A 19,086-nucleotide genomic window follows, 5' to 3' on the forward strand; every position below is an offset into this window, starting at 1 on the left:
GCGCGGAAGCGTGCCCGCCGTCACCCTCGCCCCCCGGCGCACTTAACGAACTGCTCACACCTGCCCCGCGCGATCTGCCGATACTTGCCGCCATTGTGTCACGGCCGTGACAGGCCTTTCCGGATGGGTGAGACCGCGATGTCCCGACTGACCCTGCAAACCCTGCTGCGTCGCTTCCAGTACCGCCTCGGCGGGTGGGCCAGCCCACGCCGCCCGCGCCAGCGCGCGCTGCGGATCGCGCTGGGCGTGGTCGGGCTGGCGCTGCTGGCGGTGCTGCTGCTGGTCAGCGCGGTGCTCGGGCTGGCCATGCTCGCCGCCGGCATGCTCTGGCGGGCCTGGCGCGGGCGCGCGCCGGCGCGGGCCCCGCTGCAGGCCGCCTACCGGGTGGTGGGCAAGCCGCAGCTGGCGCGCGGATGAGCGCCGACGCCGACCTCGTCCCCGCCGCGCCGCGCCCGTTCCTGCCGGTCATCGACCGCCGCGGGCAGCGGCTCGGCCGCTTCCCGGTGCGCCGCATCCATTGCGTCGGCCGCAACTTCGCCGAGCATGCGCGCGAGATGGGCGCGGCGGTACCGGCGTCGCCCGCCGAGCGCGGCGCGCCGGTGTTCTTCCAGAAGCCGGCCGATGCGCTGGTGCTGGACGGGCAGGTGCCCTACCCGCCGGCGACCCAGGCCCTGCACCACGAGGTCGAGTTGGTGGTCGCGCTCGGCGCGGACGCCGGCCCCGGGCCACTCGCCACCGAGGCCGCCGCCGCGCTGGTGTTCGGCTACGGCATCGGCCTGGACCTCACCCGGCGCGACCTGCAGGCCGCGGCCAAGGCTGCAGGGCTGCCGTGGGACACCGCCAAGGGCTTCGACTACTCCGCCCCGGTCAGCCCGCTGCTGCGCGCGCAGGACGTGGGCGACCCGGCCGCGCTCGCGCTGTCCCTGCACGTCAACGGACAGCTGCGCCAGCACGGCCGGCTGCAGGACATGCTGTGGTCGGTACCGGAGATTGTGCAGGCGCTGGCCGGGCTGTATGCCCTGCGCGCCGGCGACCTAGTGTTCATGGGCACTCCGGCCGGGGTCGGCCCGCTGCTGCCGGGCGACACCTGGCACGCACGCCTGGGCGACCTGTTGGCCTGCGACGGGACCGTGCTGCCGCCGCTGTAGTAGGCTGCCCACTCCCCCTTGCGGAGCACGGCACATGGGCATGCTGACCGAGTTCAAGGAATTTGCGATGCGCGGCAACGTGATCGACCTCGCCGTCGGCGTGGTGATCGGCGGCGCGTTCGGCAAGATCGTCTCGGCGCTGGTCGACAAGGTGATCATGCCCCCGATCGGGCTGCTGGTCGGCGGGGTGGATTTCTCCAAGCTGGCGATCACCCTGCAGGCCGCGCACATGGGGCCGGAGGGCAAGGAGATCCCGGCGGTCGTGCTCGGCTACGGCGAGTTCCTCAATGCCGTGGTCCAGTTCGTGCTCATCGCGTTTGCCATCTTCCTGCTGGTCAAGGCGATCAACCGCCTGCACCGGCAACCGCCGGCCGCCCCGCCGGCGCCGCCGGAAGAGGTGCTGCTGCTGCGCGAGATCCGCGACGCGCTGAAGAAGTAAGCCGCCCGACTTCCGGCACATCCGGCGCTGCCGGCGCGCGCACACACTCGCGGCTCCCTTCCGTGGAGCCTGAGTGCATGCGCCTGCGCCCGCCCGCCGTCCTCGCCGGCCTGCTGCTGTCCGCCGCCACGCTCGTCCTCGCCGGCACGCCGACGCCGACCCGCATCCCCGAAGCGGCGCTGGCGCGCGCGGCGGCCTTGCAGCAGACGGCGCTGCAGGACCGCACCGCCTGGGACCTGCTGGAAGGGCTGACCACCGAGATTGGCCCGCGCCTGGCCGGCAGCGAGGCGGATGCGCGCGCGGTGGCCTGGACGGTCGCCCGCTTCCGCGCGCTCGGCTTCGACCGGGTGTGGACCGAGCCGGTGACCTTCCCGAAGTGGGAGCGCCGCGGCGAGTCGGCGCAGGTGCTGGCCCCGTCGCCGCAGCCGCTGCACGTCACTGCGCTTGGCGGCAGCCCGGGCGGCACGGTCGAGGCCGAGGTGGTCGGCTTCCCGACCCTGGAGGCGCTGCAGCAGGCCGCGCCCGGCAGCCTGGCCGGCAAGATCGCGTTCGTCGATTACCGGATGGAACGCGCGCGCGACGGCAAGGGCTATGCGATGGGCGCGCGGGTGCGCGCGGCCGGGCCCTCGGCGGCGATCCGCGCCGGCGCGATCGGCTACCTGATGCGCTCGGCGGGCACCGACTCGCACCGGCTGCCGCACACCGGCATGACCCGCTTCGAGCCCGGGCTGGTGCCGGTGCCGGCGGCCGCGCTGTCCGCGCCCGATGCCGACCAGCTCGCGCGCCTGCTCGCGCGCGGGCCGGTGCGGGTGCGCATGCGCCTGGACTGCGGCTGGGATGGCACGGCGACCTCCTACAACGTGATCGGGGAGGTGCGCGGGCGCCGCCTGCCGCAGGAAATGGTGCTGATCGGCGGCCACCTGGATTCCTGGGATCTCGGCACCGGCGCGATCGATGACGGCGCGGGGGTCGCGATCACCGCCGCGGCCGCGCACCTGATCGCACGCCTGCCGCCGGCGCAGCGGCCGGCGCGCAGCATCCGGGTAGTGGCCTTCGCCAACGAGGAGCAGGGCCTGTGGGGCGGCCGCGCCTACGCCGAGGCGCACCGCGGCGAAGTCGGGCGCATCCAGCTCGGGGCCGAGAGCGACTTCGGCGCCGGCCGCATCTATGCCTTCTCGGCCAAGGTACCGGCCCAGGCCCAGGCCGCGGTGGCGCAGATCGCGCAGGCGCTGGCGCCGCTCGGGATCGCGCTGCGCAGCGAGGGCGAATCCTGCGGACCCGACCTCGGCCCGCTGCAGGCGGTCGGCATGGCCTGCGCCGCGCTGGCGCAGGACGGCACCGACTACTTCGACCTCCACCACACCCCGGACGACACGCTCGACAAAGTGGATCCGGCGGCGCTGGCGCAGAATGTCGCTGCGTATGCCACCTTCGCCTATCTGGCAGCGGACGCCGACGGCGGCTTCGGCAGTGCGCCGAAGCCCGCGCCCCCCGCCGCATCGAAGTGACGGCGGTTCAGGCCGCGCGCGCCGCCCACTGCGCCAGCAGCACCGCGGTCGCGGCGGCCACGTTCAGGCTCTCCACCGCGCCGCTGCCGGGGATCGACAGCCGCAGGTCGCAGGCCGCGGCCAGCGCCGGGGCCAACCCCGGCCCTTCCGCGCCGAGCACGTATACCAGCCGCGCTGGCAACGGCGTGCGGAACAGATCCGCGCCGCCGCGCACCACGGTCGCCGCGAGCCGGAAGCCGGCCGCGCGCAACTGCGCGATCGCAGTTTCCGCCGGCGGCAGCCGCACCAGCGGCACCGCCTCCGCGCCGCCCTCGGCGACCCGCGCCGCCGCGCCGGACAGCGCCAGCGTGGACGCCGGCGGCAGCAGCAGCGCGCCGACTCCGAAATGCGCCGCGCTGCGCAGGATCGCGCCGAGGTTGTGCGGGTTGCCGACTCCGTCCAGCCACAGTGCGCACTGCGGGCCAGGCGCGCGCGCGGCCAGCCAGTCGGCCAGCGCCCGCGGCGGCGCGCGCCGCACGTCCGCGACCACGCCCTCGTGGTGCGCGCTGCCGGCCAGCCGCTGCAGGTCGGCGTCCTCCACCACCCGGTAGCCGATCCGCTGCGCCACGCACCATTTCAACAGCGGCTGCAGGCGCGGGATACGCGCGGGCGCGAGGTAGAGCTTGCGGATCGCCTGCGGCCGGTGCGCGAACACCGCCTCGACCGCGTGCAGGCCGTACACCCGCAGTTCCTCGCCGGCGCCGCGCGCAGGCGCACGCGGGCGTGCCGGGCGTGCAGGACGCTCGCTCACCGCAGCCACCACCAGGCCGCGGCGGCGAGCGCGGCCAGTGCCAGCAGCAGCCAGCGCATCCCGCCCGGGCGGTCACCCGGCATCACCGTCGGCGGACGCCCGGCCGTGAGCCCGTGCTGCGTGCGCGCCTTGGCGGTCGCCAGCGCGGCGCGCGCGGCCTGCTCCGCCGGCGCGGCCTCCGCTCCGGCCTGACTGGCCGCGTGGGCTGCGCGCTGCGCGGCCTTGGCCGCCTTGCCGCCGGCCTGCCCGGCCAGCGCGCGCAGATGCCCCTCGAGGATCTGCATCGCCTGCGCCAGGTCGAGGTCGTTGCCGTAGGTCTCGCGGATCAGGCGCAGTGCGGTCAGGCGGTCGCCGCGCCGCAGCGCGGCGACCAGTTGCGGCGGCAGCGGCCGCCCGCGGGTGTCGATCGCGGCCATCCCCGGCCCCGTGGACGATGGATGGACAGCTTAGCGCGGCGCGCGGCTCAGGCGTTGCCGTCCCACTGCCCGAGCGCAGCCAGCCCATTGGCGCGCGCGCGCGCGAACACCACCTGCTGGGCGCGCTGCCAGTTGCCCTGCATGTCCTGCGCCCACAGCTTGAGCGCGGCCTGCTGCATGGCGCGGCCGTAGCTGAAGCTGAGCGGCCACGGGTGCGGGCCCATCCGATTCATCGCGTCCAGGTGCGCGGTGGCGTCCTCGTCGCTCTGCCCGCCGGACAGGAACACGATGCCCGGCAGGATCGCCGGCACTGCCGTCTTCAGGCACATCAGGGTGGACTCGGCCACCTCCTCGACCTCGGCCTGCTCCGGGCAGTCCTTGCCAGGCACCACCATCGACGCCTTCAGGATGGTGCCTTCCAGCATCACGTTCTGGTTGTACAGCGCATCGAACAGCGCGCGCAGGGTGACCTCGGTGACCTCGTAGCAGGTCTCGATGTCGTGGTCGCCGTCCATCAGCACCTCCGGCTCCACCATCGGCACCAGGCCCTGCTCCTGGCACAGCGCGGCGTAGCGCGCCAGCGCGTGCGCATTGGCCTCGATGCAGGTGCCCGAGGGCATGTCCTCGCCGATCGTGATCACCGCGCGCCACTTGGCGAAGCGCGCGCCGAGGCGGGCGTATTCCGCCAGGCGCTCGCGCAGCCCGTCCAGGCCCTCGGTCACCAGCTCGCCGGGGAAGCCGGCCAGCGCGTGCGTGCCCTTGTCCACCTTGATCCCCGGGATCATGCCGCGCTCGGCCATGTACTTGGCGAACGGCACCCCGTCGCGGGTGGACTGGCGCAGGGTCTCGTCGTACAGGATCGCGCCGGAGATGTGCTGCGCCAGGTTCGGGGTGGTGAGCAGCAGCTCGCGGTAGGCGCGGCGGTTGGCCTCGCTGTTCTCGACCCCGACCGCGGCGAAGCGTTTGGCAATCGTGCCGGAGGATTCGTCGATGGCGATGATGCCCTTGCCCGGGGCGACCATCGCGCGGGCGGTTTCGGCAAGCTGGTCGATGCTCATGCGGCGGCTCGGCGTGCAGTGGGAGAGGCGGATTGTAGCCGCGCCTGCCGGCACCGCCGCATACCCGTGGCGGTACTGGGGTGCGGGACGTACATCGCCGCTACCTGCCTCAGCACCCGCCCGCCGCTACAACTCGCCCAACCCCTGGATGCGGCCGTCGGGGACGACTTCGAGCAGGCGCAGGGTGTTGGTCGCGCCGCGGGTCTCCATCCGCTCGCCGCTGGTGAACACCACGCGGTCGCCGGGCTGCAGCAGGCCGGCGCCGACCAGCATGCGGATGCTGCCGCGCCCGGCCTCGCCGGGGGTCTGGCCGCGGCTGTCGTAGTCCATCGCGAACACGTCGCGCATCAACGCCATCCGCCGCCGCGCGGGCGCGTGCCGCGAGAACGCGTAGATCGGCACCGAGGCGCGGTAGCGCGACAGGTAGCGCGCGGTGCCGCCGGATTCGGTCATCGCCACCACCGCGCGCACGCCGATGTGCTCGGACAGGAACATGGTGGCCATCGCGATCGCCTGGTCGGCGCGCTCGAGCCCGCGCTTGGCCTGCTCGAAATCGGTGTCGTGCACGAACTGGGTCTCGGCGCCGGCGCAGATGCGCGCCATCGCCTCCACCGCCTTCACCGGCCAGCGCCCGGCCGCGGTCTCCTGTGACAGCATCACCGCGTCGGTGCCGTCGATCACCGCGTTGGCCACGTCCAGTACTTCGGCGCGGGTCGGGATCGGGCTGTCCACCATCGACTGCAGCATCTGGGTCGCGGTGATCACCACTTTGTCGCGCGCCACCGCCTCGCGGATGATCTTCTTCTGCAGGCCCGGCAGCGCGGCGTCGCCGATCTCCACGCCGAGGTCGCCGCGCGCCACCATCACCACATCGCTGGCATCCACGATCTCGCCGAGGTTGGCGACTGCCTCGGCGCGTTCGATCTTGGCCACCAGCGCGGCGTGGCTGCCGTGCGCGCGCGCGACCCGGCGCGCCTCGTGCATGTCGGCGGCGTCGCGGCAGAACGAGACCGCGATGAAGTCCGCGTCCATCCGCGCGGCGACCGCGATCAGTTCGCGATCGCGCTCGGTGATCGCGCCCAGCGACAGTCCGCCGCCCTGCTTGTTCAGGCCCTTGCGGTCGGCCAGCACGCAGTCGTTGAGCACGTGGGTGACGATGCGCTCGCCCTCCACCCGTTCCACCCGCAGCTGCACCAGGCCGTCGTCGAGCAGGAGCACGTCGCCGGGGGCGACGTCGGCAGTGAGTTCGAGATAGCTCACGCCGACCTGGCGCGCGTCGCCGGGCGGGGCATCGGCGCTGGCCAACAGGTCGAAGCGCTGGCCGGCGCGCAGCGCGACCTTGCCGGCGGCGAAGCGCTCGACCCGGATCTTCGGCCCGGGCAGGTCGGCGAGGATGCCGATCTCGCGCCCGAGGCGCGCCGCCACCGCGCGCACCGCCTCCGCGCGCTGGACCTGCGCGGAGGGGTCGCCGTGCGAGAAGTTCAGGCGCACCACGTCCACCCCCGCGCGCAGCACCGCCTCCAGGACTTCCGGCGGATCGGTCGCGGGACCGAGGGTGGCGACGATGCGGGTACGGCGGCGGTGTTCGCTCATGGCGGCGGGGCGGGGAGGGGCGGGGGCGGCATCGGCACGCAGCGCGCCGACACCTGCGGCAACGGTAGCACGCGCGCATGACCGCGCCGGGTCGGCGCGCGCTGCAATCGTCGCCAGCGGCGCGCCGGCTCAGCCGGCGGCGCGCGCCTGCAGCGCGGCGACCGCCGGCAAGGTCTTGCCCTCGAGGAACTCGAGGAAGGCCCCGCCGCCGGTGGAGATGTAGGAGAGGCGGTCGGCGATGCCGAACTTGTCCACCGCCGCCAGGGTGTCGCCGCCGCCGGCGATGGAGAAGGCGCTGGAGTCCGCGATCGCGCGCGCCACCGCCGCGGTGCCGGCGGCGAAGGCATCGAACTCGAACACGCCGACCGGGCCGTTCCAGACCACGGTGCCGGCCTTGCCGATGCTCCCGGCATAGCGGGCGGCAGTGGCCGGGCCGATGTCGAGGATCATGTCGCCCTCGCCCACCGCGTCCACTCGCTTCACCGTCGCCGGCGCGTCGGCGGCGAACGCCGGCGCCACCACCACGTCGAGCGGGAGCGGGATCTCGGCGCCGCGCGCCTGCGCGTCGGCCATGATCTGCTTCGCGGTGTCGATCAGGTCCGGCTCGACCAGCGACTTGCCGACCGCATGGCCCTGCGCGGCGAGGAAGGTGTTGGCGATGCCGCCGCCCACGATCAGCTGGTCGACCTTGCCGACCAGGTTGGCCAGCAACTCCAGCTTGGTGCTGACCTTGCTGCCGGCCACGATCGCCAGCAGCGGCCGCGCGGGGTCGGCCAGCGCCTGGTCCAGCGCGTCCAGCTCGGCCATCAGCAGCGGGCCGCCGCAGGCGACCGGCGCGAAGCGGATCACGCCATGGGTGGAGGCCTGGGCGCGGTGCGCGGTGCCGAACGCATCCATCACGAACACGTCGCACAGGGCGGCGTACTTGCGCGCGAGCGCCTCGTCGTCGGCGCCCTCGCCGACGTTCATGCGGCAGTTCTCCAGCAGCACCAGCTCGCCCGGCGCGACCTGCACGCCGTCCACCCAGTCGCGCCGCAGCGGCACCGGCCGCCCGAGCAGCTCGGCCAGGCGCGCGGCCACCGGCGCCAGCGAGTCGGCCGCGCTCCACTGGCCCTCCTTCGGGCGCCCGAGGTGCGAGGTCACCATCACCGCCGCGCCCTTCTCCAGCGCCAGGCGCAGGGTCGGCAGCGAGGCCAGGATGCGCTGGTCGGAGGCGACCCTGCCATCGGCGATCGGCACGTTGAGGTCCTGCCGGATCAGCACGCGCTTGCCGGCGAGGTCGAGGTCGGTCATGCGGAGGATGGCGGACATGCGATGGCTTCCCCTGGCGGTCGAGAACGGTGGCGGTGCAGGCGGGCGGCCGCGCATGGCGGCCGGAAGGTGGCGTGCCCGGCGCGACGGGGCACGCGCGGCGGGCGTCAGCGCGCGGCGACCACCCGCGCCATCTCCAGGCACTTGTTGGAGTAGCCCCACTCGTTGTCGTACCAGGCCACCAGCTTGACGAAGGTGGGATCGAGCTGGATCCCGGCCTCGGCGTCGAAGATGCTGGTGCGCGCATCGCCACGGAAGTCGGTGGCGACCACCTTGTCCTCGGTGTAGCCGAGGATGCCGCGCAGCGCGCCCTCGCTCTGCGCCTTCATCTCCGCGCAGATCTCGGCGTAGCTGGCGGGCGCGTCCAGCTCGCAGGTCAGGTCGACCACCGACACGTCCGAGGTCGGCACGCGGAAGCTCATGCCGGTCAGCTTCTTGTTCAGCGCCGGGATCACCACCCCGACCGCCTTGGCCGCGCCGGTGCTGGACGGGATGATGTTCTCGAGGATCCCGCGGCCGCCGCGCCAGTCCTTGTTGGACGGGCCGTCCACGGTCTTCTGGGTGGCGGTGGCCGCATGCACGGTGGTCATCAGCCCGCGCTTGATGCCCCACTTGTCGTGCACCACCTTGGCCAGCGGCGCCAGGCAGTTGGTGGTGCAGCTGGCGTTGCTGATGATCGCCTCGCCGGCGTAGCTGGCATGGTTCACCCCGTACACGAACATCGGGGTGTCGTCCTTGCTCGGCGCGCTCATGATCACCTTGCGCGCGCCGGCGTCGAGGTGCTTCTGCGCGCCGTCCTTGGTCAGGAAGATGCCGGTGGACTCGATCACCACCTCCGCGCCGACCTCGCCCCAGCGCAGCGCGGCCGGGTCCTTCTCGGCGGTCAGGCGGATGCTGCGCCCGTTCACCACCAGGCGGTCGCCACGCACCTCGACCTCGCCGCGGAAGCGGCCGTGCACCGAGTCGTAGCGCAGCATGTAGGCCAGGTAGTCCGGCTCCAGCAAGTCGTTGATGGCGACGATCTCGATGTCGTCGAAGTTCTGCACCGCGGCGCGGAACACGCAGCGCCCGATGCGCCCGAAACCATTGATGCCGACCTTGATGGCCATTGCGACGGACTCCGGCAGGGATTGGGAAAGCGGATGTTCGCCATTCTAACCAGCCACCACCGGCGTGCACGGCGCTTGCAGGCGCAACTTTGATCGGGGTCAAGGCCCGCTGGCCGCGGCCGGCGCAGCATGCGCGCAGTTCAAACGAAGGCCGATGGAGCCGCCCATGAAACTCGCACGCACTGCCCTTGCCCTGTCCCTGGCCCTGCTCGCCGCCCCGGCGTTCGCCCAGTCCGCCGGCCACTGGACCGTCGGCGTCGGCGTCCACACGGTCGCCCCGAAGTCCGACAACGGCACCCTGACCAACACCCCGCTCGGCAACCTGCGGATCGACGTCGGCAACAACACCCGCCCGACCATTTCCGCCGAGTACTTCGTGCGCGACAACCTCGGGATCGAGGTGCTGGGCGCGCTGCCGTTCAAGCACGACATCAACGTGGTCGGGGTCGGCCGGGTCGGCACCACCAAGCACCTGCCGCCGACCGTCTCCCTGCAGTACCACTTCGACGCCGGCGCCATGCGCCCGTTCGTCGGCCTGGGCCTGAACTACACCAAGTTCTTCGAGACCCGCGCCGAAGGCCCGATCGCCGGCAACCGCCTGAGCCTGTCCGACTCCTGGGGCGCCGCCGCGCACGTCGGCGTGGACTTCAAGGTGAGCGAGCGCAGCGCGATCCGGGTCGACTACCGCTGGATCCAGATCGACACCAAGGTCAAGCTCAACGGCGCGCCGCTCGGCACCCGCAACAAGGTCACCCTGGACCCCTCGGTGTACGGCATCGCCTACGTGATGCAGTTCTGAACCAGCGGCGAGGTCCCGTTCCCTCCGCGGGCCATGCCGGGCTATCCTGCCCGCATGGCCCTCTTTTTTCGCCCCCGCATGCGCCGCGCCCTGCTCCTGAGCCTGCTCCTCGCCGCCGCCAGCCCGTCCGCCTGGGCCTGGGGTGCCCTTGGCCACCGCATGGTCGGCGAGCTGGCCGAGCGCCAGCTCGATCCCAAGGCGAAGGCCGAGGTCGCGGTGCTGCTCGCCGGCGAGCCGGACCCGACCCTGGCCGGCGTGGCGAACTGGGCGGACGAGCTGCGCGGCAGCGATCCCGACCGCTTCCGCCAGACCTCGCGCTGGCACTACATCAACGCCCAGGGCGGCGGCTGCGCGTTCGACGTCGCCCGCGACTGCCCGGACGGCAACTGCGTGGTCGCCGCGATCGAGCAGCAGCGGCGCATCCTCGGCGACCCCAGCCAGCCGCTGGCGGCGCGCCGCGACGCGCTCAAGTTCCTGGTCCATTTCGTCGGCGACGTGCACCAGCCGATGCATGCCGGCGACCGCGACGACGCCGGCGGCAACAAGTACCAGATCAGCCTGCGCACCCCGATCCAGCCGGAGGCCTACGCCCGCCAGAACTACGTGGACGGGGTGATGGGCACCAACTTGCATGCGATCTGGGACTACTACGTGCTGGCCAGCCGCGGGCTGGAGTTCCGCGACTACGCCGATCGCCTGCAGGAGGTGCCGGTGCCGGCGCAGGCGGACGATGCCGATCCGTTGGCGTGGGCGAAGGAATCCTGCGGCCTGATCCAATCCCGCCAGCTCTATCCCAGCGGGCACAAGCTCGACCAGCGCTATCTTGAGGCGCAGCGCCCGCTGGCCGAACAGCGTATCCGCGAGGCCGCGCACCGGCTGGCCCTGCTGCTGAACCAGACGATCGGCTGAGGCCCGACCCGTGCGCGAGGACGCGCCGCTGCGCCGCGCCAGGGCCGGCGGCGGCCTGCGCCAGGCACGGCGGTCAGACGCGCGTCGCCATCGCCACGGGTAGGTGGACAGATTGTCCCACCCCGCCTCGGGCGCCTTGAATATTAGAACTTGCTAAATAATATGGAGGCCATCCCGGCTAAGGTGATGGCCCGATGTTCCGCCGCGACCCGCCTGCGTCCCCGCCGCCGCGCCCGCAGGGCGCCTGGGGGCTGCTACGCCGGCACCTGGCGGTCTTGATCGCGGTCAAGCTCGCGCTGATCACGCTGCTTTACGCTCTGTTCTTCAATCCTGCCCGGCGCCCGGCGATCGATGCCGAGGCGGTGGGGCGCCAGCTGCAATCCTCCCCCGTTTCCTCGCCCGAGAGGTGACATGCCATGCCCGATTTCCACGTCGTCGACCTGTCGCGATTGCAGTTCGCGATCACCGCGCTCTACCACTTCCTGTTCGTCCCGCTCACGCTGGGGCTGGCGCTGCTGCTGGCCATCATGGAGAGCGTGTACGTGATGACCGGGCGCGTCATCTGGAAGCAGATGGTGAAGTTCTGGGGCGTGCTGTTCGGCATCAACTTCGCCATGGGGGTGGCCACCGGCATCACCATGGAATTCCAGTTCGGCACCAACTGGGCCTACTACTCGCACTACGTCGGCGACATCTTCGGCGCGCCGCTGGCGATCGAGGGGCTGATGGCGTTCTTCCTGGAGAGCACCTTCGTCGGCCTGTTCTTCTTCGGCTGGGACCGCATGGGCAAGCTGCAGCACATGGTGGTGACCTGGCTGATGGCCCTCGGCGCCAACTTCTCGGCGCTGTGGATCCTGATCGCCAACGGCTGGATGCAGTACCCGGTCGGCGCCGAGTTCAACTTCCAGACCATGCGCATGGAGGTCACCGACTTCGCCGCGGTGCTGTTCAACCCGGTGGCGCAGTCCAAGTTCGTGCACACCGTGAGCGCAGGCTACGTGACCGGCGCGATCTTCGTGCTGGCGATCAGCGCCTGGTACCTGCTCAAGGGCCGCAACATCCAGTTCGCGCGGCGCTCGCTGACGGTGGCCGCGAGCTTCGGCCTGGCCTCCGCGCTGAGCGTGGTGGTGCTGGGCGACGAGAGCGGCTACACCGTGTCCGAGAACCAGAAGATGAAGCTGGCGGCGATCGAGGCCGAGTGGCACACCGCGCCGGCGCCGGCGTCGTTCACTCTGTTCGGCATCCCGGACATGCAGGAGCGCGAGACCAAGGCCGCGATCCGGATCCCGTGGGCGCTGGGCCTGATCGCCACCCGCTCGCTGGACGAGCAGGTGCCCGGCATCCACGACCTGGTGGAGGAGAACAAGCAGCGCATCCGCAACGGCATCGCCGCGCACGCCGCGCTCAACGCGGTGCGCGCCGACCCCAACGACCCGGTCAAGCGCCAGGCCTTCCTCGACAAGCGCGAGGACCTCGGCTTCGGCCTGCTCACCCTGCGCTACGTGGACGACCCAGCCAAGGCCGACGAGGCGGTGATCGAGAAGGCCGCCTGGTCGACCGTGCCGAACGTGCCGGTGCTGTTCTTCTCGTTCCGGATCATGGTCGCGCTGGGCTTCTTCTTCATCGGCCTGTTCGCCTGGGCGTTCTACCTGGCCAGCAAGCGCCGGCTGGACAACCGCCTGTTCCTGCGGGTCGCGTTCTGGAGCCTGCCGCTGCCGTGGATCGCGGCGGAGCTGGGCTGGATCGTGGCCGAGTACGGCCGCCAGCCGTGGGCGATCGACGGGGTGCTGCCGACCTTCCTCGGGGTGTCCTCGACCAGCGCGGCGCAGGTCACCGGCAGCCTGGTCGGCTTCGTGGTGCTCTACACCACCCTGGCCGTGTTCGACGTCTACCTGATGCTGAAGATGGCGCGCAAGGGCCCGGAGGGCCTGGGCCTGTGGCCGCTGCCGCAGGCGCAGCTGGCCCACCATACCGAGTACGCCGCCGCGGCGACCGCCGCCCCGTCTGAGGAGACCCGCCATGCTTGACTACGGCACCCTGCGCGAAATCTGGTGGCTGCTGCTGGGCGTGCTGCTGATCGGCTTCGCTCTGACCGATGGCTACGACCTCGGCCTCGGCGCGATCTACCGCTTCATCACCCGCGACGACATCGAGCGGCGGATGGCGCTGGAGGCGATCGAGCCGCACTGGGAGGGCCACCAGGTGTGGTTCATCCTCGGCGGCGGCGCGGTGTTCGCTGCGTGGCCGACGCTGTATGCGACCTCGTTCTCCGGCTTCTACTTCGCCATGCTGCTGGTGCTGCTGGCGCTGATCCTGCGCCCGGTCGGCTTCAACTTCCGCAACAAGGTGCAGAACCCGGCCTGGCGCAATGCCTGGGACTGGGCGCTGACGGTCTCCGGGGTGGTGCCCTCGCTGGTGTTCGGGGTCGCGTTCGGCAACCTGTTCCTGGGCGTGCCGTTCCATTTCAGCGACACCCTGCGCCCGGTCTACGACGGCAGCTTCTTCGCCCTGTTCCACCCGTTCGCGTTGCTGGCCGGGGTGGTCAGCCTGGCGATGCTGGTGATGCACGGGGCGAGCTTCGCGGCGATGAAGATCGAGGGCGTGGTCGGCGACCGCGCGCACGCGGTGGCGCGGGCGGCGGCGCTGGTGACGCTGGCCGCGTTCGTCGCCGCCGGGCTGTGGCTGAGCGTGCTGCCCGGCCACGTCATCACCGGCGGCGCCGATCCCAACGGGCCGGCCAATCCGCTCGGCAAGCAGGTGGCGGTGGTCGCCGGCGCCTGGCTCGGCAACCAGAAGGCGCATCCGCTGCTGTGGCTGGTGCCCGCGCTGGCGGCCGCGGGGATGCTGGCGGTGGCGCTGCTGCGGCAGCGGGTGGCGGCCTTCGTCGCCAGCTGCCTGGCGGTGGCGGCGGTGATCCTGACCGCCGGGATCGCGCTGTTCCCGTTCCTGCTGCCCTCCTCGACCGATCCCAACCAGGGCCTGACCATCTGGGACGCCTCGTCCAGCGCCCGCACCCTCGGCATCATGCTGTTCGCGGCGGCCGTGTTCCTGCCGCTGATCCTCGCCTACAGCACGTGGGCGTTCCGGATCATGCGCGGCCAGGTGACCCGCGCCCACGTGGAAGAACAGGCCCGCAACGGAGGTGGTTACTGATGTGGTACTTCTCCTGGATCCTCGGCATCGCCTTCGCGGCCGCATTCGCCATCCTCAACGCGATGTGGTACGAGGTGCACAGCGACCGCGCGCGCGGCGTCAAGGCGGCGTTCGAACAGCCCTGACCCCGCGCCCTGCGATGGCCCGGCTGCTCTCGCTGCTGCTCGGCGCCGCGCTCGCCCTCGGGCTGCTGCTCCTGCCCGCCGCGCGCGGGCGGGAGCTGACCGCCAGCGAGCACGGCTGGATGACGCTGGTGCTGATCGCGGTGTGCGCGCTGTTCGTGCACGGCAGCGGCTTTCGCTTCCGCGCGCGCTGGCTGCAGGCGGTGTTCTCGCCATGGCTGCTGTGGCCCGCGGCAGCGCTGGCCACGGGCCTGTTCTGGCGCGCCGCTGCGGGCTGAGCCGCGCGGGGCTCAACGGTAGCGGCGCAGGTACTGCTTCTCGAACAGGGCCTTGGCCCAGTGCATCGCCTTCAGCGGCGGCCATGCCTGCGCGCGGTCGCCGGCGCGGCGGATCAGCATGCCGCGGTCGAGCCCGTCCACGATGCACACCAGCTCGGCGCGGAACGCCTCCTGCGCCGGCTCCCCGCGCAGCTCGCGCAGCAGGTTGCGCGCCGCGACCTCCGCCTGCAGATCGGCCTGGTGCGCCTGCTTGGCCATCCAGTCCGGGCCGGGCAGGCTGGCGCCGTCGCCGGCCGCATAGACCCGGGCGACGCCGGCGACCCGGGCGTGCGCATCGCCGGCCAGCAGGCCGCCGGGCGAACGCGGCAGCGCGGTCGCCTCCAGCCAAGCGGCGCCGGTGAGGCCGGGCATGAACAGGGTCAGCGCGCTCGGGATGCGCTCCTGCTCGAGCTGCACCGCGTCCGCCTCGAAGCGCACCGGCTTCTGGCCGAACACGGTGCGGATCCCGCGCTGCTGCATCTGCGCCACCAGCATCGCCACCGCGCGCTCGCCGAGGCGCTTGCCGGGTTGGTCGGTGGCGCTGAAGAACACCAGCTCGAAGCGCTCGCGCCGGCGCTGGCGACGCAGCAGGGTGTCGATCCCGAACAGGAACTCGAACACCGGCCCACCGCGCATGGCGTTCGGCTCGGCCGGATTGGCGCCGAAGCCGAAGCACAGGGTGCCGCCCGTAAGCGCCGCCAGGCGGTCGCGGATGGCCTCGCCCGCGGCGATCCCGTCGCAGGGGATGACCGCATGCTCGATCCCCGGCAGCTTGCGCAGGAAACGCGCGCCGCTGGCGATGATCAGGCCGTCGTTAGCGATCTCGCCGGCCTCGGTCTGCAACATGCGCGCATCCGCCGACAGGCCGGTGGCATGCGCCTGCACGAAGCGCACGCGCGCCCGCGCGAGGAAGCGCTGCAGCGGCACCACCAGGTCCTCGCGCCGGCGCAGGCCGGCCGGGATCCAGATGCTGCCGGGCAGATAGTGCAGCTCCGCGCGCGGCGCGACCAGGGTGAGTTCCGCCTGCGGCGCATGCCGGCGCAGGGTGCGCAGCGCGGTCAGCCCGGCGAAGCCGGCGCCGACTACGGTAATCCGCGGCGCCGCGCTCATGCCGCGGCGGGCGCCGTGGGCGCCAGTTCGTCGTAGGCGCGCAGGGCCTCGGCGGCATAGATCATCGCCGGGCCGGCGCCCATGTAGATCGCCATTGCCAGCGTCTCCAGGAGTTCCTCGCGGCTGGCGCCGGCGCGGATCGCGGCCTTGGCATGGAAGCCGATGCAGCCGTCGCAACGCACTGCCACCGCGATGCCCATCGCGATCAGTTCCTTGGCCTTGACGTCCAGCGCACCGGGGCGCAGGGCCTCGCGCGCCAGCGCGGAGAACGCACGCATCGGCTCGGCGGCGCCACTGCGCAGGCGCACGATGGCGGCGTTGAGGTCGTCGATCAGGTCGGGATAGGGCTGGCTCACGGGCGGGCGGATCCGGGCAGGCGTCGGGTCGGGGATTCGGATCAAAGGTACTGGCGGGTCCAGCGCACGATGTCGGCCGCGCCCATCGCGCCGGCTTGGCGCGCCAGTTCGCGACCGCCGCGGAACAGTGCGAGGGTGGGGATGCTGCGGATGCCGAAGCGCGCGCCCAGCGCCGGCTCGGCCTCGGTATCGACCTTGGCCAGCCGCACCTGCGGCTCCAGCTGCGCGGCTGCGGCCTCGAACTGCGGCGCCATCATCCGGCACGGGCCGCACCACGGCGCCCAGAAATCCACCAGCACCGGCAGGTCGGCACGCTCGACGTGGGCATGAAAGCCGGCGGCATCCAGCGCAACCGGATGCGCGGTGAACAGCGGGCGGTGGCACTGGCCGCAGGTGGGGCCATCGTGCAGGCGCGCGGTCGGCACCCGGTTGCGGGCATTGCAGTGCGGACAGGCGATGATCAGCGCGTTGTCGTTCAAAGGTGATGCTCCAATGACTGACGCCGACACCCACAGCCAGCGCGGCGCGCATTGTCGCCGCGCCGGCGCGGTGCCGGTTTGATCCGGATCAGCCGGTGTGGCCCTCGGCCAGCAGTTCGGCGAGATCCAGGCCCCAGTCCGGGGTCTTGCCGTGGGTCTGGAAGAACAGGTCGCGGTAGCGCATCTTCAGGAAGTACGGCATCCGCCCCATCTTCAGCACCGCGGTGTCGCCGCCGTACCAGGTGTTGGAGCGGATGTAGAACGCCTTGCCGCCGCCCATGTCGCCGATGCAGTACACGATCGGCTGCAGCGGCTTGTCGGCCTCCTCGGCGGTGAGCGCCCCCAGGTCCTTGGCGATCTGGCGGCCGACGATCTCGGTCTGCTGGTGGCCGATCGCGCCGAGCTTGGGCACCGTGACCGCGGCGGCGTCGCCGGCGGCGAACACGGTCGGGTAGTCCGGGTTGCGCATCAGCAGGTCGGTCTTGACGAAGCCCATGTCGTCGCAGATCGGCAGGCCCTTGAGGAAGTCGTGCGCGACCCAGTCGGGGAACACGATCTTGACCTCGGCCTCGACGCTGCGGCCGTCGGCGAACTCGATGCCCTCCGCGGTGATGCGGCGGATGTCCTGGGTCTTGTTGACGTAGTGGAAGCCCATGCCGGAGGCGATCTCCAGCAGCTGCTTGACCACCGTCTCGCCGGCGTCCTCCGCGATCAGCTCGGCCGGGGTGAACACCGTGACCTTGTCCGGCCCGCCTTGGCCGTGCTTGCCGAGCCAGGTCGCCATCGACAGCATCACCTCCACCGGCGGGCCCTCGCAGGCGGCCAGCGCGTCCGGGATCTTGCCGCCCGGATAGGGCGCCAGGCCCTTGGCGCCGTTGCCCTGGTGGAAGCGCGCCGAACCGATCGCGATCGGCCCGCCGCGGTAGCCGCCGCGGTGCAGGTACTCGCGCAGGCGGTTGCCGTGGAACAGGTCGGCCACGGTGTGGCCGTGCTCGGCGAAGCCCTCGATCGCGTCGAACGCCAGCCGGTTGCCGACCGCGATCACCAGGTAGTCGTAGCCGATCGTCTGGGTCTCGCCGCCCGGGCGCTCGTTCGGCACGAACTCGACCTGCTTGCGCTCGACGTCGATCGCCTTGACCTCGCCCTGCACGAAGGCGATGTCGTCCTCCGCCAGCACGTGGCGCAGGTCCATGCGCTGGCGCAGGGCCGGGTCCTTGTCCTCAAACACGTCGGCCGGGATGTTGGGGACGAACAGCAGGTAGTCCTTGCGGTCGATCACGGTGATCCGCACCGACGGCCCGGCGAACTGGCGCACGCGCTGGGCGCTGGACAGGCCGGCGAAATTGCCGCCGAGGACGAGGACGTGCGGACTGGCGCTGGTATTGCTGGACATGGCACTGGCTCCCTGTGATGTGGCCGCAGCCTGCGCCGGGTGGCGTTATGCGCGGGCGAAGATCACGCCCCGCGGGCACAGGCGCCCTACAGCTCCTCGTCCGGCCCGTAGGGATACCGGGTGTGGCCGTAGCGCACCACCAGCACCGCGATCGCCAGCACCAGGATCGCGCCGGCCCCGGCCAACAGCGCCCACGGCGCCGACAGCGAGGTGTCGGTCATCATGTGCCGGGCCACGCCGACCATCGCGATGTACAGCGGCATGCGCACCGACATCTTGCCCTTGCGCCAGTACATGCCGACCAGGGCCACCATCTCCAGGTACATGAACAACAGGAGCAGGTCGGGGATGTCGACCTTGCCCTTGTTCAGCATGTGCAGGATCTCGGCGACCATCGCCACCAGGGTCGCGGCCAGGATCACCATCAGCCCCGCGCGCTCGAGCATGCGGATGCCCCAGCCGACGGTATGCACCGGCCGCGGCAGGCTGGATCGGTCGTTGTTGCCCATCGTCTGATCTCCCCCGTGTCGGTTCGCGCGGCGACCGCCCCCGCGGCCGGCGCGCGGTTCAGGTCAGGCCGGCGCGCCCGGCGTGTAGCGCACCCCGGCGGCGTCGACCACCGCCACCTCGACCGCCATGCCCTCGCGCACGCTCTGGGTCACGATGCAGAACTGCTCGAACTGTGCCAGCGCGCGCTCGAAATGCTCGAGACTGGCAGCCGGATCGGCCAGGGTCAGGGTGACCTCCGCGCGCGGGATGCGCCAGCGCCCGGCGGCGTTGCGCTCGCGGCGGGCGGTGATCTCGGCGCGGATCGGGCCGGGCGCGTTCTTGAACTTGCGCAGCGCGAACAGCAGGCTAGCGGCCAGGCAGTTGGCGACCCCGGCCAGCAGCAGCGCGGACGGATTGGGCCCGGCGCCGGCGCCGAGCGGCGGCGGCTCGTCGGTGTGCAGTTCCAGCCCGGTGCCGGCGATCCGCACGTGGAAGGCGTAGGGGCCCTCCTGCTCCAGCACCAACCGAATTTCGTCCTGCGCCTCGCTCATTGCACGCCTCCTGGTCGCTGTCGTCCTGTCCGCGCG

23 protein-coding genes are annotated in these 19,086 nt (G+C 72.1%); 11 read left to right on the forward strand and 12 right to left on the reverse strand.

What is annotated here, in order from left to right; all coding sequences use genetic code 11:
* The first annotated feature begins 138 nt into the window (after positions 1-138).
* The 4 genes from ML340_RS07445 (at position 139) to ML340_RS07460 (ending at position 3,095) form a co-directional block, all read left to right on the forward strand.
* The gene (locus ML340_RS07445) at positions 139-417 is read left to right on the forward strand and encodes a hypothetical protein (protein WP_240098258.1); all 279 of its coding nucleotides are present in this window, start codon (positions 139-141) and stop codon (positions 415-417) included.
* The gene (locus ML340_RS07450; protein ID WP_240098260.1) at positions 414-1,148 is read left to right on the forward strand and encodes a fumarylacetoacetate hydrolase family protein; all 735 of its coding nucleotides are present in this window, start codon (positions 414-416) and stop codon (positions 1,146-1,148) included. Before ML340_RS07445 ends, ML340_RS07450 begins: the two co-directional genes overlap by 4 nt.
* A gap of 34 nt (positions 1,149-1,182) precedes the next feature.
* Positions 1,183-1,587: a large-conductance mechanosensitive channel protein MscL gene (gene mscL / locus ML340_RS07455; RefSeq protein ID WP_240098262.1), complete on the forward strand. Its 405-nt coding sequence runs from the start codon at positions 1,183-1,185 to the stop codon at positions 1,585-1,587.
* Between the two features lie 77 nt (positions 1,588-1,664).
* Positions 1,665-3,095 (forward strand): M28 family peptidase, encoded by a 1,431-nt coding sequence (locus ML340_RS07460; protein ID WP_240098264.1) that lies wholly within the window; start codon positions 1,665-1,667, stop codon positions 3,093-3,095.
* A gap of 7 nt (positions 3,096-3,102) precedes the next feature.
* Here the strand turns inward: ML340_RS07460 and ML340_RS07465 are convergent, their stop codons facing one another.
* From ML340_RS07465 to gap, 6 genes are all read right to left on the reverse strand, one after another.
* Positions 3,103-3,900 (reverse strand): TrmH family RNA methyltransferase, encoded by a 798-nt coding sequence (locus tag ML340_RS07465; RefSeq protein WP_275672673.1) that lies wholly within the window; start codon positions 3,898-3,900, stop codon positions 3,103-3,105.
* Positions 3,882-4,301, reverse strand: a complete 420-nt coding sequence (locus tag ML340_RS07470) for a hypothetical protein (protein WP_240098268.1) — start codon at positions 4,299-4,301, stop codon at positions 3,882-3,884. The genes ML340_RS07465 and ML340_RS07470 overlap by 19 nt, the downstream gene beginning before the upstream one ends.
* 47 nt (positions 4,302-4,348) lie before the next feature.
* A complete protein-coding gene (locus ML340_RS07475; RefSeq protein WP_240098270.1) occupies positions 4,349-5,359 on the reverse strand; it encodes a class I fructose-bisphosphate aldolase in 1,011 nt (336 codons plus the stop codon).
* Between the two features lie 126 nt (positions 5,360-5,485).
* Entirely contained in the window at positions 5,486-6,952 is a 1,467-nt protein-coding gene (gene pyk, locus ML340_RS07480; protein WP_240098272.1) for a pyruvate kinase, read from the reverse strand.
* Positions 6,953-7,081: 129 nt separating this feature from the next.
* Positions 7,082-8,263: a phosphoglycerate kinase gene (locus tag ML340_RS07485; protein ID WP_240098273.1), complete on the reverse strand. Its 1,182-nt coding sequence runs from the start codon at positions 8,261-8,263 to the stop codon at positions 7,082-7,084.
* A gap of 107 nt (positions 8,264-8,370) precedes the next feature.
* Complete coding sequence (gene gap, locus ML340_RS07490) at positions 8,371-9,372, reverse strand: type I glyceraldehyde-3-phosphate dehydrogenase (RefSeq protein WP_240098275.1); 1,002 nt, start codon at positions 9,370-9,372, stop codon at positions 8,371-8,373.
* A 166-nt stretch (positions 9,373-9,538) separates the two neighbouring features.
* Between gap and ML340_RS07495 the strand changes: the two genes are divergently transcribed.
* The 7 genes from ML340_RS07495 (at position 9,539) to ML340_RS07525 (ending at position 14,633) form a co-directional block, all read left to right on the forward strand.
* The gene (locus tag ML340_RS07495; RefSeq protein WP_240098278.1) at positions 9,539-10,171 is read left to right on the forward strand and encodes an OmpW/AlkL family protein; all 633 of its coding nucleotides are present in this window, start codon (positions 9,539-9,541) and stop codon (positions 10,169-10,171) included.
* A gap of 78 nt (positions 10,172-10,249) precedes the next feature.
* Positions 10,250-11,080, forward strand: a complete 831-nt coding sequence (locus ML340_RS07500; RefSeq protein WP_240098280.1) for a S1/P1 nuclease — start codon at positions 10,250-10,252, stop codon at positions 11,078-11,080.
* 194 nt (positions 11,081-11,274) lie between these two features.
* The gene (gene cydP, locus ML340_RS07505; protein ID WP_240098282.1) at positions 11,275-11,490 is read left to right on the forward strand and encodes a cytochrome oxidase putative small subunit CydP; all 216 of its coding nucleotides are present in this window, start codon (positions 11,275-11,277) and stop codon (positions 11,488-11,490) included.
* A gap of 6 nt (positions 11,491-11,496) precedes the next feature.
* Positions 11,497-13,107 carry a cytochrome ubiquinol oxidase subunit I gene (locus ML340_RS07510; RefSeq protein ID WP_240098284.1) on the forward strand — a complete coding sequence of 537 codons (1,611 nt, stop codon included), beginning with the start codon at positions 11,497-11,499 and terminating at the stop codon, positions 13,105-13,107.
* The gene (cydB, locus tag ML340_RS07515; protein ID WP_240098286.1) at positions 13,100-14,233 is read left to right on the forward strand and encodes a cytochrome d ubiquinol oxidase subunit II; all 1,134 of its coding nucleotides are present in this window, start codon (positions 13,100-13,102) and stop codon (positions 14,231-14,233) included. The genes ML340_RS07510 and cydB overlap by 8 nt, the downstream gene beginning before the upstream one ends.
* Positions 14,233-14,358, forward strand: a complete 126-nt coding sequence (cydX, locus tag ML340_RS07520) for a cytochrome bd-I oxidase subunit CydX (protein ID WP_240098288.1) — start codon at positions 14,233-14,235, stop codon at positions 14,356-14,358. The genes cydB and cydX overlap by 1 nt, the downstream gene beginning before the upstream one ends.
* A gap of 14 nt (positions 14,359-14,372) precedes the next feature.
* Positions 14,373-14,633 carry a cyd operon YbgE family protein gene (locus ML340_RS07525; protein ID WP_240098290.1) on the forward strand — a complete coding sequence of 87 codons (261 nt, stop codon included), beginning with the start codon at positions 14,373-14,375 and terminating at the stop codon, positions 14,631-14,633.
* 12 nt (positions 14,634-14,645) lie between these two features.
* On the opposite strand, the gene ML340_RS07530 is transcribed toward ML340_RS07525, so the two are convergent.
* The 6 genes from ML340_RS07530 to ML340_RS07555 form a co-directional block, all read right to left on the reverse strand.
* Complete coding sequence (locus ML340_RS07530; RefSeq protein WP_240098292.1) at positions 14,646-15,782, reverse strand: NAD(P)/FAD-dependent oxidoreductase; 1,137 nt, start codon at positions 15,780-15,782, stop codon at positions 14,646-14,648.
* Positions 15,779-16,138, reverse strand: a complete 360-nt coding sequence (locus ML340_RS07535) for a carboxymuconolactone decarboxylase family protein (protein ID WP_240098294.1) — start codon at positions 16,136-16,138, stop codon at positions 15,779-15,781. The genes ML340_RS07530 and ML340_RS07535 overlap by 4 nt, the downstream gene beginning before the upstream one ends.
* Before the next feature lie 41 nt (positions 16,139-16,179).
* Positions 16,180-16,617: a thioredoxin TrxC gene (gene trxC / locus ML340_RS07540; RefSeq protein WP_240098297.1), complete on the reverse strand. Its 438-nt coding sequence runs from the start codon at positions 16,615-16,617 to the stop codon at positions 16,180-16,182.
* A gap of 88 nt (positions 16,618-16,705) precedes the next feature.
* A complete protein-coding gene (locus ML340_RS07545) occupies positions 16,706-18,010 on the reverse strand; it encodes an NAD(P)/FAD-dependent oxidoreductase (RefSeq protein WP_240098299.1) in 1,305 nt (434 codons plus the stop codon).
* 86 nt (positions 18,011-18,096) lie between these two features.
* Entirely contained in the window at positions 18,097-18,519 is a 423-nt protein-coding gene (locus ML340_RS07550) for a phosphate-starvation-inducible PsiE family protein (RefSeq protein WP_240098301.1), read from the reverse strand.
* A 63-nt stretch (positions 18,520-18,582) separates the two neighbouring features.
* Complete coding sequence (locus ML340_RS07555; RefSeq protein WP_240098303.1) at positions 18,583-19,050, reverse strand: OsmC family protein; 468 nt, start codon at positions 19,048-19,050, stop codon at positions 18,583-18,585.
* Between the last annotated feature and the right edge of the window lie 36 nt (positions 19,051-19,086).

It is taken from the genome of Thermomonas flagellata (assembly GCF_022419185.1).
GTDB classification, from domain to species: Bacteria; Pseudomonadota; Gammaproteobacteria; order Xanthomonadales; family Xanthomonadaceae; genus Thermomonas; species Thermomonas flagellata.

Coding starts and splice junctions, on each gene's coding strand:
- cydB (WP_240098286.1), top strand. CDS start 13,100: ATGCTTGACTACGGCACCCTGCGCGAAATCTGGTGGCTGCTGCTGGGC.
- ML340_RS07500 (WP_240098280.1), top strand. CDS start 10,250: ATGCGCCGCGCCCTGCTCCTGAGCCTGCTCCTCGCCGCCGCCAGCCCG.
- ML340_RS07470 (WP_240098268.1), bottom strand. CDS start 4,301: ATGGCCGCGATCGACACCCGCGGGCGGCCGCTGCCGCCGCAACTGGTC.
- ML340_RS07530 (WP_240098292.1), bottom strand. CDS start 15,782: ATGAGCGCGGCGCCGCGGATTACCGTAGTCGGCGCCGGCTTCGCCGGG.
- mscL (WP_240098262.1), top strand. CDS start 1,183: ATGGGCATGCTGACCGAGTTCAAGGAATTTGCGATGCGCGGCAACGTG.
- ML340_RS07555 (WP_240098303.1), bottom strand. CDS start 19,050: ATGAGCGAGGCGCAGGACGAAATTCGGTTGGTGCTGGAGCAGGAGGGC.
- pyk (WP_240098272.1), bottom strand. CDS start 6,952: ATGAGCGAACACCGCCGCCGTACCCGCATCGTCGCCACCCTCGGTCCC.
- ML340_RS07460 (WP_240098264.1), top strand. CDS start 1,665: ATGCGCCTGCGCCCGCCCGCCGTCCTCGCCGGCCTGCTGCTGTCCGCC.
- ML340_RS07550 (WP_240098301.1), bottom strand. CDS start 18,519: ATGGGCAACAACGACCGATCCAGCCTGCCGCGGCCGGTGCATACCGTC.
- ML340_RS07445 (WP_240098258.1), top strand. CDS start 139: ATGTCCCGACTGACCCTGCAAACCCTGCTGCGTCGCTTCCAGTACCGC.
- cydX (WP_240098288.1), top strand. CDS start 14,233: ATGTGGTACTTCTCCTGGATCCTCGGCATCGCCTTCGCGGCCGCATTC.
- cydP (WP_240098282.1), top strand. CDS start 11,275: ATGTTCCGCCGCGACCCGCCTGCGTCCCCGCCGCCGCGCCCGCAGGGC.
- ML340_RS07475 (WP_240098270.1), bottom strand. CDS start 5,359: ATGAGCATCGACCAGCTTGCCGAAACCGCCCGCGCGATGGTCGCCCCG.
- ML340_RS07495 (WP_240098278.1), top strand. CDS start 9,539: ATGAAACTCGCACGCACTGCCCTTGCCCTGTCCCTGGCCCTGCTCGCC.
- ML340_RS07485 (WP_240098273.1), bottom strand. CDS start 8,263: ATGTCCGCCATCCTCCGCATGACCGACCTCGACCTCGCCGGCAAGCGC.
- gap (WP_240098275.1), bottom strand. CDS start 9,372: ATGGCCATCAAGGTCGGCATCAATGGTTTCGGGCGCATCGGGCGCTGC.
- ML340_RS07450 (WP_240098260.1), top strand. CDS start 414: ATGAGCGCCGACGCCGACCTCGTCCCCGCCGCGCCGCGCCCGTTCCTG.
- ML340_RS07545 (WP_240098299.1), bottom strand. CDS start 18,010: ATGTCCAGCAATACCAGCGCCAGTCCGCACGTCCTCGTCCTCGGCGGC.
- ML340_RS07525 (WP_240098290.1), top strand. CDS start 14,373: ATGGCCCGGCTGCTCTCGCTGCTGCTCGGCGCCGCGCTCGCCCTCGGG.
- ML340_RS07510 (WP_240098284.1), top strand. CDS start 11,497: ATGCCCGATTTCCACGTCGTCGACCTGTCGCGATTGCAGTTCGCGATC.